Source organism: Thermodesulfobacteriota bacterium, from assembly GCA_040758155.1.
GTDB lineage: Bacteria > Desulfobacterota > Deferrimicrobia > Deferrimicrobiales > Deferrimicrobiaceae > UBA2219.
On the sequence record JBFLWB010000125.1, the window covers coordinates 1 to 15,275 of the forward strand.

General features: G+C 67.4%; 18 protein-coding genes. 5 read left to right on the forward strand and 13 right to left on the reverse strand.

Features of this window, described 5'->3' with window-relative positions:
* Positions 1-232: 232 nt before the first annotated feature.
* The gene (locus AB1346_07920) at positions 233-724 is read left to right on the forward strand and encodes a universal stress protein (GenBank protein ID MEW6720359.1); all 492 of its coding nucleotides are present in this window, start codon (positions 233-235) and stop codon (positions 722-724) included.
* A gap of 46 nt (positions 725-770) precedes the next feature.
* On the opposite strand, the gene AB1346_07925 is transcribed toward AB1346_07920, so the two are convergent.
* The 8 genes from AB1346_07925 to AB1346_07960 are packed head-to-tail and all read right to left on the reverse strand — an operon-like array spanning position 771 to position 9,271.
* Positions 771-1,565 carry an SDR family oxidoreductase gene (locus tag AB1346_07925; protein ID MEW6720360.1) on the reverse strand — a complete coding sequence of 265 codons (795 nt, stop codon included), beginning with the start codon at positions 1,563-1,565 and terminating at the stop codon, positions 771-773.
* Complete coding sequence (larA, locus tag AB1346_07930; GenBank protein ID MEW6720361.1) at positions 1,543-2,820, reverse strand: nickel-dependent lactate racemase; 1,278 nt, start codon at positions 2,818-2,820, stop codon at positions 1,543-1,545. Before larA ends, AB1346_07925 begins: the two co-directional genes overlap by 23 nt.
* Before the next feature lie 15 nt (positions 2,821-2,835).
* Positions 2,836-3,180 (reverse strand): cupin domain-containing protein, encoded by a 345-nt coding sequence (locus AB1346_07935; protein ID MEW6720362.1) that lies wholly within the window; start codon positions 3,178-3,180, stop codon positions 2,836-2,838.
* A 39-nt stretch (positions 3,181-3,219) separates the two neighbouring features.
* Positions 3,220-4,503 (reverse strand): iron-containing alcohol dehydrogenase, encoded by a 1,284-nt coding sequence (locus tag AB1346_07940; GenBank protein ID MEW6720363.1) that lies wholly within the window; start codon positions 4,501-4,503, stop codon positions 3,220-3,222.
* A 22-nt stretch (positions 4,504-4,525) separates the two neighbouring features.
* Positions 4,526-6,304: a thiamine pyrophosphate-dependent enzyme gene (locus AB1346_07945; GenBank protein MEW6720364.1), complete on the reverse strand. Its 1,779-nt coding sequence runs from the start codon at positions 6,302-6,304 to the stop codon at positions 4,526-4,528.
* A 19-nt stretch (positions 6,305-6,323) separates the two neighbouring features.
* Positions 6,324-7,316, reverse strand: coding sequence for a 2-dehydropantoate 2-reductase (locus AB1346_07950; GenBank protein MEW6720365.1), 993 nt, complete (start codon positions 7,314-7,316; stop codon positions 6,324-6,326).
* A gap of 9 nt (positions 7,317-7,325) precedes the next feature.
* Positions 7,326-8,840 carry an acyl--CoA ligase gene (locus AB1346_07955; GenBank protein MEW6720366.1) on the reverse strand — a complete coding sequence of 505 codons (1,515 nt, stop codon included), beginning with the start codon at positions 8,838-8,840 and terminating at the stop codon, positions 7,326-7,328.
* Positions 8,837-9,271: a CBS domain-containing protein gene (locus AB1346_07960; protein MEW6720367.1), complete on the reverse strand. Its 435-nt coding sequence runs from the start codon at positions 9,269-9,271 to the stop codon at positions 8,837-8,839. The genes AB1346_07955 and AB1346_07960 overlap by 4 nt, the downstream gene beginning before the upstream one ends.
* Before the next feature lie 111 nt (positions 9,272-9,382).
* On the opposite strand from AB1346_07960, the gene AB1346_07965 reads away from it, so the two are divergent.
* The 4 genes from AB1346_07965 to AB1346_07980 are packed head-to-tail and all read left to right on the forward strand — an operon-like array spanning position 9,383 to position 12,779.
* Entirely contained in the window at positions 9,383-10,309 is a 927-nt protein-coding gene (locus AB1346_07965; protein MEW6720368.1) for a LysR substrate-binding domain-containing protein, read from the forward strand.
* A 3-nt stretch (positions 10,310-10,312) separates the two neighbouring features.
* On the forward strand, positions 10,313-10,960 hold the full coding sequence (locus tag AB1346_07970; protein MEW6720369.1) for a hemolysin III family protein: 648 nt from the start codon (positions 10,313-10,315) through the stop codon (positions 10,958-10,960).
* 8 nt (positions 10,961-10,968) lie between these two features.
* On the forward strand, positions 10,969-11,493 hold the full coding sequence (locus AB1346_07975; protein ID MEW6720370.1) for an NUDIX hydrolase: 525 nt from the start codon (positions 10,969-10,971) through the stop codon (positions 11,491-11,493).
* A 56-nt stretch (positions 11,494-11,549) separates the two neighbouring features.
* Positions 11,550-12,779 (forward strand): LL-diaminopimelate aminotransferase, encoded by a 1,230-nt coding sequence (locus AB1346_07980; GenBank protein MEW6720371.1) that lies wholly within the window; start codon positions 11,550-11,552, stop codon positions 12,777-12,779.
* Between the two features lie 74 nt (positions 12,780-12,853).
* Here the strand turns inward: AB1346_07980 and AB1346_07985 are convergent, their stop codons facing one another.
* The 5 genes from AB1346_07985 to AB1346_08005 all read right to left on the reverse strand — a co-directional run.
* The gene (locus tag AB1346_07985; GenBank protein MEW6720372.1) at positions 12,854-13,072 is read right to left on the reverse strand and encodes a type II toxin-antitoxin system HicB family antitoxin; all 219 of its coding nucleotides are present in this window, start codon (positions 13,070-13,072) and stop codon (positions 12,854-12,856) included.
* Positions 13,073-13,224: 152 nt separating this feature from the next.
* Complete coding sequence (locus AB1346_07990) at positions 13,225-13,578, reverse strand: hypothetical protein (GenBank protein ID MEW6720373.1); 354 nt, start codon at positions 13,576-13,578, stop codon at positions 13,225-13,227.
* A 62-nt stretch (positions 13,579-13,640) separates the two neighbouring features.
* A complete protein-coding gene (gene infA / locus AB1346_07995) occupies positions 13,641-13,868 on the reverse strand; it encodes a translation initiation factor IF-1 (GenBank protein ID MEW6720374.1) in 228 nt (75 codons plus the stop codon).
* Positions 13,869-13,880: 12 nt separating this feature from the next.
* Positions 13,881-14,591: a TVP38/TMEM64 family protein gene (locus AB1346_08000; GenBank protein ID MEW6720375.1), complete on the reverse strand. Its 711-nt coding sequence runs from the start codon at positions 14,589-14,591 to the stop codon at positions 13,881-13,883.
* Positions 14,588-15,275 (reverse strand): methylated-DNA--[protein]-cysteine S-methyltransferase (locus tag AB1346_08005; protein ID MEW6720376.1); only part of this gene is annotated, 688 nt, incomplete at its 5' end. The genes AB1346_08005 and AB1346_08000, both read right to left, overlap by 4 nt.

Below are 15,275 nucleotides of genomic sequence, written 5' to 3' on the forward strand. Positions count from 1 at the left end.
GGGAAGGCATCCCGGCCGGCTGCGGGAGCGGCTACTCCAACAGCCGCACCTGCGAGCTCGGGCTGTCGCTCCAGAGCGGGATGCCCTACCAGTCGATCGCGTACCTGGTCGACCGGTGCACGAAGAAAAAAAGGCTGGCGTAGGCCGGGGAAACGGCGTTTCTCCGGCCGGGATGACGCCCGCCGGCATATGATGGGATAATATTCTTGAGGTCCACCGAGGAGGAGCATCCATGTACAAGAATATCATCATGCCGACCGACGGGCTGGACAGCTGCGTTTACGGGACCTGCCACGGCGTGGTGCTGGCGAAGACGCTCGGCGCCAAGGTGACGGCGGTCTGCGTCACGAAGCACCTCACCCTGCAGGAGATCATGAGGGCATACCATCCCGAGATGGACTGGCGGATGTCGTACAGCCGGAAGGCGCCGGAGATCGTCGAGCACGCGCATCAGAAGCACAAGGAGCTGACGGACAAGGCGCTGGCGGTGGCGGAGAAGATGTGCTCGGAAAACGGAGTGCCGTGCACGAAGGTCTACTTCGAGGACGAGGACGCGGCGGAAGGGCTGCTGCGGGTCGCGGAGAAGGAAGGGTGCGACCTCGTCTTCCTGTCGCGGCACGGCCACACGGGCATCATGGGCAAGCTGTTCGGGGACGTGGCCGGGAGGATCGTCTCGAAGTCCCGGATCCCCGTGCTGACCCACTACTGCGGCGGGCCGTCCTGATACTGCATTGACATGCGCCGGGCGCCCCCGCGCCCGGCGCTCCTTATCATCCCCGCCCGATGAACGGCATCTTGGTGGCCATGACGGTCATGAACTGCACGTTCGCCCCGAGCGGCAGCCCGGCCATGTAGAGCACGGCCCGGGCGACGTGGTCGACGTCCATCGTCGGCTCGGCGGCGATCGATCCGTCCGCCTGGGGCACCCCCTCCTTCATCCTTCGGGTCATGGCGGTCTCGGCGTTGCCGATGTCGATCTGGCCGACGGCGATGTCGTACCTGCGCCCGTCGAGCGCGGCGGATTTCGTGAGCCCCGTGACGGCGTGCTTGGTGGCGGTATAGGGGGCTGAGTTCGGACGGGGGGCGTGCGCCGAGATCGAACCGTTGTTGATGATCCGACCGCCCCTCGGGGCTTGTGCCTTCATGACCGCGAACGCCTCCCGCGTGCAGAGGAACACCCCGGTCAGGTTGACGTCCACCACCGCCTTCCACTGCTCGAAGGTCAGCTCCTCCAGCGGCACCGGCGGCGCAAAAGCGCCCGCGTTGTTGAACAGCAGGTCGACCCGGCCGAAGGCCTTCACCGTTTTGGAGAATAGAGCGCGGACGGAATCGGGGTCCGTGACGTCGGCGGGCACGGCGATCGCGCGCGCGGCGGGTCCCGCCTGAGCGACTGCCTCCGCGAGCGGCTCCGGCCGGCGCCCCGCCAGCGCGACGGCCCAGCCTTCCTCCAGGAGCGCCAGCGCGACCGCCTTCCCGATCCCCGTCCCCGCGCCGGTCACGACGGCGATTTTCACGCCGCCGCGGACGCTCCGCCCGCCGGGATCACCCGCAGCGGGGGATGACATAGGGCCCTTCGGGCACCACGGCTACGTCGGGGTCCCCGTGAATGCGAACGCTCTCGGCGACCGCCGCCTCGACGGAAGCGACCGGCTCCACGTAGACGTCCATCAGGCAATCCCGGGAAAGCCCGGTGGTGTAAAGCTTGACCTTTCCGGCGCGCAGCGCCTTGACCAGCATCTCCGTCTGCCACTCGTCGATGTGCGTCTTCCCGCGCGTCTCCAGGATCTCCATGAACCGGTCGGGCCCCGTCCCGCACAGCAGCCGCTGCGCCTCCACGAACTCCGGGCTGCCCATCCCTTCCGAGCACTCGCTGGCGATGACGATGGTCCCGCCGGGCTCTAAGATGTCGACGACGCCCACCATCCCCTTGACGGTCTGGTAGTACGTGGCGTCCAGCGGGAAGCCGGCGCCCGTGGTGACGACGGTGCGGAAGCGGCGGGGCACGGCCACCTCCGCGTGCCTGCGCATGAAGGCCACCGCTTCCTCGTGGCTTTTCTCGATCTCCCCGAAATTGACGAAGCCGATCCGGCGCTCCTCGTCGATGGCCACGTTCAGGGCAAGGATCCCCCCGATCGCCCGGACGATGGCGATCTGCGCCTCGTGCAGCGGGTTCCCCTCGACGACGCAGTTGGCGGAGCGCGGATGCTCCAGGACGCGGGGACTGTGGAAGTTCAGGATCGTGTCCTGGTGGGCAACCCCCGGGGCGACCACCTTCCGGCCTCCCGAGTAGCCCGCCATGAAGTGCGGCTCGACCAGGCCGGTGACGATCTTGAGGTCCGCCTCGACGAACCGCCGGTCGATGAGGATCGGGATCCCCGCGGGCGTCATGCCCATGTCGACGTGCGCTTCCCGGTCGCGCGCGAAGTGGTTCTCGATCCGGACGGTCCGGTACACCTCGTCCGATCCGATGACCTGCCGCAGCTCCTCCCCCTCGTTGGGACGGTGCAGCCCGGTGGCCACCAGGATCAGGATGTTCTCGCGGGGGACGCCGGCCCCCGTCAGCGCGTCGATCAGCGGAGGCAGCAGCGCGCCGTTGGGGACGGGGCGGGTGATGTCGCAGATCAGGATGCAGGCGCTTTTCCGCCCCCGGGCGAGCTCCGCAAGCGGGGAGCAGCCCACCGGCCGGCCCAGCGCCTTCCGCACCTCGCGGTCCGGGTCCGCAAGCGGCGTCATCGGGTGCTTGCCGATCACGGTGGGGCGGATTCCGTCGCCCAGGCGGACAGGCAGCGTGCCGCGGCCGTAAAGGAGATCGATCTTCATGCGCCTTTCGCCTCTTTAGAGCAGCGGCGGGGAGTGGTGGACGAAGATCTTCAGCGGCCCGGCGCCGGTGTTCTTCATCCCGTGCTCGGTGGATTCCGGGACGAAGATGTAGTCGCCCTCCTCGACCGGCTCCCAGGCGCCGTTCACGTACGCCTCGCCCTTCCCGCAGACCACGTAGATGGAGTCCACCTGCGGATCGTGGACGTGGACGGGAAGGCCGCTCCCCGGGGGGATGTCGAGCAGGCAGACGCTGGCGGTGCGCGTGTCGTTCTTCGTGATGAACGTCGCGATCCCGACTCCCTGGAACTTCGGGTGCGGGGAATATGTCATTTCCTTCTTCCGGAACAGACGGGTCGGCATCCGTATCCTCCCGGCGGGGCCCGCTGAGGGCATTCCGCCCTACATGTTTTTGATCAAGCCGAAATCGCCGGACCAGGCGGCCTCCAGGATCGGGCCCATATACTGGTCGATCAGCCCCGCGTTCAGCGGGACCGGCATGTTCCGCAGCTTCATGTCGAGCTGCGGGTTCTTCGCCGCCGTGAGGCAGCGGTCGATGTGCTCCCGGCCGATCCCCTTCACGTCGCTCAGGCGCGTCGGGAAATCGAGGAACTTCCCGAACCGGATCATCGCCTCGGCGACGGCCAGCCCGAGCTCCCTGCCGGAGAGGGAATCCGGGTCCTTGTCCATGTAGCCGTGCTTCCGGTAGATGCGTCCCACCACGCGGAGCTGCTCCTGGATGGCCGGCGCGAAGAACACGGTGTAGTACGGGTTCATCAGGGCGCAGGCGCGCCCGTGGCTCAGCACGTCGACCAGGGAGAAGCTGGAGAGGTGCGCCCCCGACGTGCCGCCGATCATGATGGCGTAGCCGCCCAGGTCGGTCCCCAGCCCCAGAAGCGTTCTCGCCTCCTTGCTCGCGGGGTCCTTCTTCGCCGCGACGAGCCCCTCGATGACGAGCTCGATCCCCAGCTCGGCCACCTGCCGGGCGCGATCCCGGACGGCGGAGGCGGCCCCGAAATAGACCTCGAGGCAGTGCGCGATGCCGTCCAGACCCCCGTCGAGCGTCAGGCTCATGGGCTGGGTGGTGGTGACGTCGTAGTCGAACACGGCGCGCGGCGGGACGATGGCCTCGTCCACGATCAGCTTCTTCTGCCCCTTGGCCAGGTCGGTGATGTTGGAGTACTTGGTCAGGTGCGCCCCGGAGCTGGCGGCCATCATGACGGCCACCACCGGCATCGGCTTCAGGCCGGTCTTCCTGCACGCCTCGGTCACCTGCCCGACGCCGAAGTACGGGTCGATGTCGGGCTTCCCGCCGCCCAGCGTGGCCAGCACGGCGGCCGCCTTGACGGCGTCGATCCCCGATCCGCCGTCGGCCACCACCAGGACGTCCGGCTTCAGCGCGACGACGCGGCCCAGGATCCGGTAGACGTCCTCGAACGGCGCGTTCGGCGCCGCGGACTGCACGGACTCGAGGACCTCGACCCCCGCCTTCTCCAGCGACCGCAGCACGCGGTCGCGGATCGGCCGGAACCACTGCGCGTCGACCGGCCCGACGAACAGCGCCTTCTTGCCGAACTCGGCGGCGAACTTCCCCGGGGCCGTGTCGAGCACCCCGCCGCCGAACGCGTACGCCTCCCCCTTGAACTCCTTCAGGACGGCTACGGCACGTTCCTTCAGATCCGGCATGACGTTCTCTCCCCCGTCGCTCTTATTCGAATTCCTTGACCGCGTCGATGGAGACGCCCATCGGGCAGTCGGTGTCCCGCTCCATGATGACCTCGACGACGTAGGGCTTCCCGGATTCCACGGCCCGCTTGAGGGCGGCGCGGATCTGCTTCGGGTCGACGACGCGCTCGCCCGCCGCCCCGCACGCCTCGGCGAACTTCACGAAATCGAACCCGGACCCCTTCTCCCCCAGCGGGACCGGCGTCTTCGCCGTCCCGGCCGCGACCGTGGCCGCCGCTCCGCCGCCCGCCGCGGCCATGCGGGTTTCGGCCATCCCCGCCTGCGCCTCGTAATAGAGCTGCACCTCGAAGTCCATGTTGAAGTTGTACTTCTCCGCCTGGCGGATGAGCCCGAGGTAGCCGTTGTTCAGCACGATGCAGACGAACGGGATGCCGTACATCACCGCGACGGGGAGCTCCTCCATGCAGAACTGGAAGCCGAAGTCGCCGACCACCTGGACGACCGTCTTGTCCGGGCGGGCGACCTTCGCGCCGATGGAGGCCGGCATGTCCCAGCCCAGCGGGCCCGCGCCGCCGCAATCCAGGTAATGCCGCGGCTTGACGATCTTCTGGAGCTGCCCCGACCAGATCTGGTTCAGGCCGATGCAGGTCACGAACACCGTGTCGTCGTCGAAGAACTCATTGATCTCCTTGAACGCCCTCTGCGGCTTGATGGGGACGTTGTCGTAGTCGGTCTTCCGCTCCATCTGCGCGCGGGCGATGGCGATCTCGGTCTTCGCGGGGGCCGGCTTGATTCCCCGTTTCTTTATCTCGGCCAGGATCGCCTGGAGCGTCAGCCTGGCGTCGGCGCAGATGCCGAGATCCGGCATGACGTTCTTCCCGAGCTGCCCCGGGTCCACGTCGATGTGGATGAACTTCCGGTTCCCCTTGTACACGTTGATCGCGCCGGTGTGGCGGTCGTTGAACCGGGCCCCCACGGCGAACACCAGGGTGGAATCGAGGAACGTCTTGTTCCCCGCGCGGGTGTTGCACTGGATCCCCACTCCGCCCGCCGCCAGCGGGTGGTTCCAGGGGATGCCGCTCTTGCCCATGTAGGAGGTGACGACGGGGATCTGCAGGATCTCGGCGATCTTGACGAACTCCTGGCAGGCGTCGGCCAAAATCACGCCGCCGCCGAGCAGCATGACCGGCTTCTCGGCCGCCAGCAGCATGTCGACCGCCTTGGCGACCTGCCGGGGGTCGGGCGGCGTGGCGAAGATGGGGAGGGCGGGATCGGTCTCGGGATCGTACTCTATCTCCCCCTTCTGGACGTCGAGCGGCAGGTCGATCAGGACCGGGCCGGGGCGCCCATCCTTCATGATCCGGAACGCCTCCCGGAACACCCACGGCACCATGGCCGGTTCCTGCACGCAGTACGACTTCTTGGTGACCGGCTTCACGATCTGGGCGATGTCGACCGCCTGGAATGCCTCGCGGCCGAGCTGCGCCTTCACGTTCTGGCCGGTGATCGCCAGGATGGGGATCGAATCCACCTGGGCGGTGTAGAGGCCGGTCACGAAGTTGCTGGCGCCCGGCCCCGAGGTGGCCGCGCAGACCCCGACGGTGCCGATGGCCCGGGCGTACCCGTCGGCCATGTGGATCGCGCCCTCTTCGTGGCGGCACAGGTAATGCCGGATCGTCCCGAGGTCCTTGAGGGAGCGGTAAAAGGGCAGGATCCCCGCGCCGGGGATGCCGAAGATGTTCCGGACCCCCTCGCTCTCCAGGATTCTCACGGCGGCGTCCATCGCGGTCATCTTCGGCATGTCGCGTCCCCTCCCCCTTTTATGATGAAGTCCTTTTCGCCAGCGTCGTCCGTTCCAGGAGCTTGAGGCAGGCGTACAGCGTGTCGATCCTCGGCGTCGGGACCGACAGCCAGCGTCCCACCTCGGCGACCGCCCCGACGAGCCACTCGACCTCGGTCGGCCGGCCGGCCTCGATGTCCTGCAATGTCGAAGTTTTGTGGGCCCCCATCTCGCTTGCGCCCTGGATGCGCTGCTCGATGGTGATGCCGAAGGCGATGCCGAGCCGGGAGGCGACCTCCTGGGCCTCGGCCATCGTCGCGGCGACCAGTTCCCGGGTCGGCGCGAACCCGATCAGCTCGCCGAGCGTCGCGCGCGTCAGGGCGCTGACGGGGTTGAACGTCATGTTCCCCAGTAGTTTAACCCAGATTTCGGTCCGGATGTCCGTTCGAACGCGGCATTTCAATCCGGCCGCGGTAAGGGCCTTGGACAGCGCCACCACCCGCTCGGACTTCGACCCGTCCGGCTCCCCAACCGTGAAGCGGTTCCCCTCGACGAAGCGCACCACGCCTGGGGCGTCCAGCTCGGCCGCCTGGTAGGTCACGCAGCCGATCACGCGCTCCGGGGCGATGTGCTCCGAGATCGCCCCCCCGGGATCGACCGACTCCAGCCGCCGCCCGGCGAACGGCCCATCATACCTTTGGAAGTACCACCAGGGAATACCGTTCTGCGCCGGAACCACGGCGGTCTCCGGCCCCAGCAGGGGGGCCAGCGACGGAGCGAGCGCCGCTAACTGCTGCCCCTTCACCGCGACGATGACCACGTCCTGCGGCCCGGCCTCGGCGGCGGAGTCGGTCGCAAGCGCCGGCCGCGCGACTTCCTCCGTCCCGTCCGGCATCCGCAGCGTGAGCCCCTTCCCGCGGATGGCGGCCAGGTTGGCTCCCCGCGCGATGATGGTGACCGGCTGACCGGAAAGGATCAGCCGCGCCGCGAGATATCCCCCGATGGCCCCTGCGCCGACGATCGCGATCCGCATGCGCTCCCCCTATCCCGCCAGCGAGAGGGCTTTCGCCATCACGTTGCGCCGGAGCTTGCCGGTCCCCACGTACGGCAGCGACTCCATGAAGTGGATCCGGGTGGGCACCTTGAAGTCCGCAACATGCGCGGCGCAGTACCGCCGCAGCTCCTGCTCCGTGGCGGGCCCCTTCAGGACGACCGCGGCGTGCACGTCCTCGCCGAACACGGGGTGGGGCACCCCGAAGGCCAGCGCCTCTCCGACCGCCGGATGGCTGAGAAGGACGTGGTCGATCTCCAGCGGCGAGATCTTCTCCCCGCCGCGGTTGATCCGCTCGGCCAGCCGCCCGGTGATGGTGAGATAGCCGTCCTCGTCCATCAGCCCCTGGTCCCCAGTGCGGAACCAGCCGTCGACGAAGGCGCCCTCGTTGGCCTCCTTGTTGTCCTCGTAGCCGTCCACCACGTTCGCCCCGCGGACGACCACCTCGCCGAGCATCCCCTGGGGAAGCAGCGTTCCGGACTCGTCCATGATCGCCACGTCCACTCCCTGGCCGACGCCGACCGTCCCGGGCTTGCGGGCGCCCGGCGGGAGCGGGTTGCTGGTCATCTGGTGCGCGGCCTCGGTCATCCCGTACGCCTCGAGCACCGGCGCCCCGAACGCCTCCTCCATGCGGGCCATCACCGTCGGCGCAAGGGAGGAGCTGCAGGACCGGATGAACCGGAACGGGTTCCTGCGGATGATCTCCTTGTTCCGCTCGGCGCGGGCCAGCAGCATCTGGTGCATCGAAGGCACGGCGGAGTACCAGGTGGGGCGGAACGCGTCCACCCAGCCCCAGAAGCGCAGCGGGTCGAACGGTCCGGGGCAGACCGCCGCGCCGCCCGCGGCCATCGGGGCCAGCAGCGAGGCGCAGATCCCGTGGACGTGGAACAGCGGCATCACGCACAGCGAGATGTCCTTCGGGGTCAGCTCGTACCCCCGGACGACGTTGGCGGCCGAGGTCGCCAGGTTGCGGTGGCGGATCGGAACGCGCTTGGGCCGCTTCGTGGTGCCGCTGGTGTGCAGCAGGATCGCGACGTCGTCCGGCGACGGGTCCGACGGGAAGCGCGCGGGGCGCGCGGGGCCGACGGGATCGAACCGCAGCGTTCCGCCCGGACCGGAGACTGCGTGGATCACCGTCATCCCGGGCAGGACCGACGCGTAGGCGTCCGGAAAGGTCCCGGGAGCGGCGATCATCCCCTTCACCTTCCCGTCCTCGTAGTAGAAGGCGAACTCGTCGGGACGGTACTTCGGGTTGAGCGGGACGGCCGTGCAGCAGGAAACCGCCGCGAGGAGCGTCCGGGCCATGTCCGGCCCGTTCTCCATCACGATCGCGACGCGGTCCCCGGGACCGAAGCCGAGCGCGGCGAGGCGCGCGGCGAGAGTCCGGACGTCCTCCCGAAGGGCCCCGAAGGTCATCGGCTCCCGGCCCGGCGCCAGCAGGGCGGGCGCCTCCGGGGCTCCGCGATCCAGCAGCCCGAGCAGCGTCAAAGCGGTCGTCTCGTTCATCTGGCTCCTCCTCTTTTCGCTCCGAAGATTGCACGGTAGACGTCCCCGTGGCTGACGATGCCCACGAGCTTCCTTCCATCGACGATCGGAATGCGCCGGATCTTCCGCAGCGCCATGACGGAGGCGAGGCGGAGCGCCTCGGTGCCCGGGGTCCCGGTGATGACCTTGACCACCATGACGTCGCGCGCCAGGAGCCCTTCGACGTTCCGCAAGCCCTTCCCGGCGGCGCCCGCCGGCCCGGGATGCATTGCGTAGAGGATGTCGCGCTCCGAGATGAGGCCGACCAGGTCCCCCTTCGCGTCCACCACGGGGACCCCGCTGACCTTCTTCCGGCAGATGGTGTCGATCACCTTCCACAGCGGATCGGTCGGCCGCACCGTGTGCACCTTGCGGATCATGATGTCTTTGGCTTCCAGCTTCCCGGCGATCATGGGTCACCTCGTTCGTAGTGTATTTTTAACACGCTGTTTTTATATAATGGAAATGCATATTTTTAATTGAAACTATGCATAATTGTAATACTATAAACAGGAGCGCCGCGTATGCATGTGAACATCCACAGCCTCCGCACCTTCCTGGCCGTCGCGCGGAACCGCGGGATTTCCAAGGCCATGAAGGAACTCCACCTCTCCCAGCCGGCGGTTTCCCGGCAGATCCTTGCGCTTGAGGATTCGCTGGGGACCCCCCTATTCCTCCGGAAGGGCCGGTTCCTCCTCCTCACCGAGGCCGGCAAGGTCCTCCAGCAATACGCCGTCCGGATCCTCCAGCTCGTATCTGAGGCGCGCGGGGAGATCGACCGCCTGAAGGGACTGGTGAGGGGGCATCTCCGCATCAGCGCCGCCAGCACCATCGGGATCTATATGATTCCGGACGTGCTGGGGGAGTTCAAGGCGCAGTACCCGGGCATCGAGATCTCGCTGGAGATCTCGAACAAGGAGAAGGTGCTCCGGGGGATCAACGAAGGAACGGCGGACATCGGCTTCACGGGGCCTCCCGTTCCCGAATCGGATTTCTCCATGGAGACCTATCTCGAGGACGACCTGATGCTGATCGTCTCTCCCCACCACTGGCTGGCGGACCGGGAATCGGTGGAGGCGCGGCTGCTCTCCGAAGACATGTTCATCCTCCGGGAGAGGGGGTCCGGCACGCGGGAGATCATGGAGGAGGAGCTGCGGAAGGCGGGCGTTTCGCTGCGGCACGCGATGGAGCTCGGAAGCACCGAGGCCATCAAGAAGGCGGTGGCGGCGAACCTGGGCATCTCCATCGTCTCTTCCCGGGCGGTGACGCTCGAGGTCATGCTCGGCCACCTGTGCACCGTCCGGGTTTCCGACCTCAACCTCCGCCGCCCGATCTACATGCTGTGCGCCCGGGACAACCCTTTAAGCCCTGCCGCCGAAGGGTTCCGCCGCTTCCTCGCCTCGCATACCGACGCGCCGCTTGACATCCGTCCCGTATCGGATAAAACCTGATCCATGGCCGCAGACACGACGCAGCGCGCGCAGTTCCCGGGGGAAGAGATCGCCAACAGCATCAGCCACGGCGCCGGGTTCCTCCTCTCGGTCGTCGCCGCCCCGTTCCTGCTCCTGGAGGCGGTCCACCGGGGCGATGCGGCGGGAATCGCGGGCGCGGCCATCTTCGCTTCCGCGACGATCCTTCTGTATCTCGTCTCCACGATCTATCACGCCCTGCCGCGGAACCGGGCGAAATCGGTCTTCCGGGCCCTCGACCACGCGGCGATCTTCCTCATGATCGCCGGCACCTATACTCCGTTCACCCTCGGCGTCCTCCGGGGGGCGTGGGGCTGGACGCTCCTGGGGCTGGTATGGAGCATCGCCTTCGCCGGCATCGCGCTGACCGCGTTCGGGGGAGTCCGGTTCCCGAAGGCCTCCATGGCCCTGTACCTGTCCATGGGCTGGCTCGTCATCGCGGCGGCGAAGCCGTTGTGGCAGCGCATGCCTCCGGGCGGGCTGCTCCTGCTGGCGGCGGGCGGCCTCGCCTACACGGCGGGGGCGGCGTTCTACGCGGCGAAGCGGCTCCGGTACGGCCATTTCGTGTGGCATCTTTTCGTGATCGCGGGGACCGCGTTCCACTTCGCCGCGGTGCTCGGATACGCGGCATGAGCGGCCCGATGGAGACCCGCGGACGCTCGATCCTCTTCACGGGGCTGGTGGTGAACGTCGAGCAGATGGAGGTCCGGATCGGCGCGAAGGGGTGGCACGTCTTCCAGGTCGTGCGGCACCCCGGCGGGGTCGGCGTTCTGCCGCTGCACGACGACGGCACGGTCACCCTGATCCGGCAGCTTCGCCCCGCGGTGGGGAGGATGCTGCTCGAGATCCCGGCGGGAAGGCTGAAGCCGGGCGAGGATCCCGCGGATTGCGGCCGCCGGGAGCTGATCGAGGAGACCGGCCTCGCCGCGGAGACGATCCTGCCCCTCGGCCTGTTCCACCCGTCTCCGGGCGTGTTCGACGAGACGATCCACCTGTTCCTCGGCAAAGGGCTTCGCCAGGACGCCCCCGACCCGGAGCATTACGAGGAGATCGAGACGGTGCGGCTCCCGCTGGAGGAGGCGCTGCGGATGGCGCGCGAAGACGACGGGATCCGCGACGGAAAGACGATTGTAGCGCTCCTTCGCGTGGAACGTCTCGACCGGTAGCGGAACGTGGTAATTTCCAGAAACGGATTTCATCTCTTTCCGGAGGATCCGTGCCCATGGCGCGCGTCAACGAGCATTACCTGAAGCTGAAGGCCGGCTATCTCTTTCCCGAGATCGGCCGCCGGGTAAGGGCGTTCGCGGAAGCGAACCCTTCCGCGAAGATCATCCGGCTGGGAATCGGAGACGTCACGCGCCCCCTGCCGCCCGCCGTCCTCAAGGCGTTCCACGACGCGGTGTTTGAGCTCGGGGAAGAGAAGACCTTCATGGGGTACGGACCGGAGCAGGGGTACGATTTCCTGATCGACGCCCTGATCGAAAAAGCGTACGCGCCGCTGGGCGTCCGCCTCAAGCGCTCCGAGATCTTCATCTCCGACGGCTCCAAGTGCGACACCGCCAACATCCTCGATATCTTCGCCCTCGAGAACAAGGTGGCGATCGCCGATCCGGTCTACCCCGTCTACAACGACACCAACGTGATGGTCGGCCGCTCCGGCCCCCCCGACGAGCGTGGATACTACCAGGGGATCGTCTACCTGCCGTGCACGGAGGAGAACGGCTTCCTCCCCGGCATCCCCCGGGAGAAGGCGGACATCGTCTACCTGTGCTCCCCCAACAACCCCACCGGCGCGGTCGCGGACCGCAGGCAGCTCAAGGCGTGGGTCGACTACGCGCTGGCCAACGACGTCGTGATCTTCTACGACGCCGCCTACGAGGCGTTCATCACGGAGGCCGGCTACCCGCACTCCATCTACGAGATCGAGGGGGCGGAGCGGTGCGCCGTGGAGTTCCGCAGCTTCTCCAAGACGGCCGGCTTCACCGGTGTCCGGTGCGCCCACACAGTGGTGCCGGAAGGCGTCGCGGCGAAGACCCCCTCCGGGGAGGCGGTCCCTCTGAACCGCCTGTGGAACCGCCGGCAGACCACGAAGTTCAACGGCGTGTCCTACCCGGTCCAGAGGGCCGCGGCGGCGGTCTACACGGCCGAGGGATGGCGCCAGACGAAGGAGACCATCGACTACTACATGGGAAACGCGGCGGTCATCCGGGAAGGGCTGGGCGCGGCGGGGTTCAAGGTGTACGGAGGCGTCAACGCGCCCTACATCTGGCTGAAAACGCCGGACGGCCTGTCGTCGTGGGCCTTCTTCGACAGGCTGCTCACGCAATGCCACGTAGTGGGGACCCCCGGAAGCGGCTTCGGCCCTTCGGGGGAGGGGTTCTTCCGGCTGTCGGCCTTCGGCAGCCGCGACAACGTGACCGAAGCGGTCGGGAGGATCCGGAAGGGCTATTGAGAGGTGGCCGCCCACGCGCCCGGCGGCGCCGGCGGGCCCCCCCCAAACCGAAATCCGCACGCTCCCGTTACCGGTTATCGGCCGGCCCCGTGGGCGCAGTCGCCGTCCTCCGGGATGCGCCGCCCGTTCGCGATCAGCGTGTCGAGCTTGTGGCTGATGGAGATCCGGATGTTCTGGATCGCCTCCTTGCGAGTCTCGCCGTATGCGCGGACACCGGGCAGTGCGGGGCATTTCACCCGGTAGCCGCCATCCGCCTTCGGGGCCAACAGCACCGTATACGTGTAGGTTTTCATCTTGTCCTCCACAGCGGCATCTGCCTTTCCCTCCATCGTTCGCCCCCGGCGGGGGAAAACGAGGAGACTGCTGCCCGGACTTGTTGCCGGTGCGGCGGCCGGGCACCGTTTCCGTTCGTCGGTCGGTCGGCGGTACGGCTACGTATGGGAGATCAGGAGATCGGAGGCCGATAGATCCCCGGAAGGTCCGGGGGGCGCAGGAAACTCGTGGATGAGGAGGAAACGTAGCCTCCGTCGGAGGGGGGCGGGAACACCGGGGCGAACGACTCTCCGAGCGCCTCCAGGCCGATGGTTATGCCGCCGGTCCCGTGGGGGTCCGCCTCGTCCTCTCCCGATTCCCCGGGGTGACGGGCGTCGGGGATGGGCACCGCGACGCTCAAGGCCTTTCCGGATCCTTCTTGAAGGAAAACATATCCCCCCGACCCGGTGAGGGACACGATCATCGTGAACGCCACCGCGAGGACGACGAAACCCGTCGCGCCGAATCGAGTCGAAGCCCGACCCATGGTCCTCCCCATGTCGGAACTATTCATCGCACAAATCCGGACGAATATCAACCGGTTCCTTGCTACGATCCGTTCTTGCTTCTGAAAAGAATCAATCCGTGGGAGGGGTCGTATGGAGACACGCCGACGGTGACCCGGTCGCCGACGATGACGCGAATGCGGAACCGCCTCATCCCGCCGCCGAGCTTGGCCGTGAGGGTCTGGCCGTTCTCCAGCCGGACGACGAAGGTCCCTCCGCCGCGCGCTTCGGTCACGGTGCCTTCGACGTTCGCAAGGTCATCCTTGGCCATGCGTGCACCGTATCATTTCCGCTTCGCCTTGTCGTGGAGGATCTTCAGCCAGCGCTCCAGCGTGTCCTTGTAGACCAGCGCCAGGAACACGACGACGACCGCCGCCCCGGTCAGCAGCGACAGCTCCATGTACTTCTGCTGCCGCAGGAAGGATCCCCCGAAGGTGAGCATCAGCGTCCCGAGCAGGCGGCCCGACGCCGAGATCGCCGTGAACTCCACCAGGGTGAGATGGCCCAGTCCGAGGATGTAGCAGAGGTAATCCTTGGGGAACCCCGGCAGGAGGAAGAGGAGGAACACCAGGAATTTCCCCTTGTGGTGGAGCAGGAAGTCGAATCGCTCCATGGTTTTCGGGTCGACCAGCCGGTTGACCGCCGGCCTTCCGAGCATCCTCCCGAGGAGGAAGGCGACGATGGAGCCCGCCGTCAGCCCGATCGTGTTCAGAACGACGCCGAGGAACGGGCCGTAGAGGTATCCCCCCAGGAAACCGGAGACCTCCCCCGGAATCGGCGCCGCGATGACCTGAAAGATCTGCAGGAGGATGAATCCCGCGAAGCTCCACATCCCGAGCGATTCGAGGAAGCGGGTCAGCCGTTCGCGGTCGAGGAAGAAGTGGACCCACCCGGAGTGGTACAGCAGCGTCCCCAGCCCGCCGAGGGCGGCCAGGAGGAGGAGAAGCCTGATCCAGGTATAGTTTCGTCGCTGTCCGTTCGGGGCGACGGTCATTCGGGATCCTTCCCGCGGAACAGCGCCGCTTCCCAGGCCAGCATCGCCTTCTTGCGGACCGCGCCCCCGCCGTAATTCCCGAGCGCACCCGTCTTCCGGATCACCCGGTGGCAGGGAACGAGGAACGACACGGGATTCCGCGCGAGGGCGGTCCCGACCGCCCGCACGGCGCGCGGCGACCCGACCCGGACGGCGAGATCCTCGTAGCAGAGAACGTATCCCGGCGGGATGCGGAGGAGCGCCTCCCACACCTTGACCTGGAAGTTGGTGCCCTTCACGACCACGCTCAGTGGGGCGCCGACCGCTTTTCCCGGTCGGGAGAAGATCCGCTCCGCGAGCGGTTTCGTCGCGGGCGAGTCCTCCACGATCCTCGCCCGCCCCCACGTCTTCCGAAGCTCCCGGATCTCCCGCGAGGCGTCCGTTCCCCGGAGGAAGGAAAGGGCGCAGATCCCCCGGTCCGTCGACGCAAGGAAATACCGCCCGAACGGGCCCTGGTGAACGCCGTACCGGATGGTTACCCCCTCGCCTCCGGTCTTCAACTGTCCCGGGGTGACCGCGTGGACATTCACGACGAGGTCGTGCAGCCGTCCGGGCCCGGACAGGCCGGCGTCGAGGGCCGCGTCGAGGACGCTCCTGGATTCCTTAAGCAATTCGGCAATATATGACGCGGAAAGGAACTGAAGG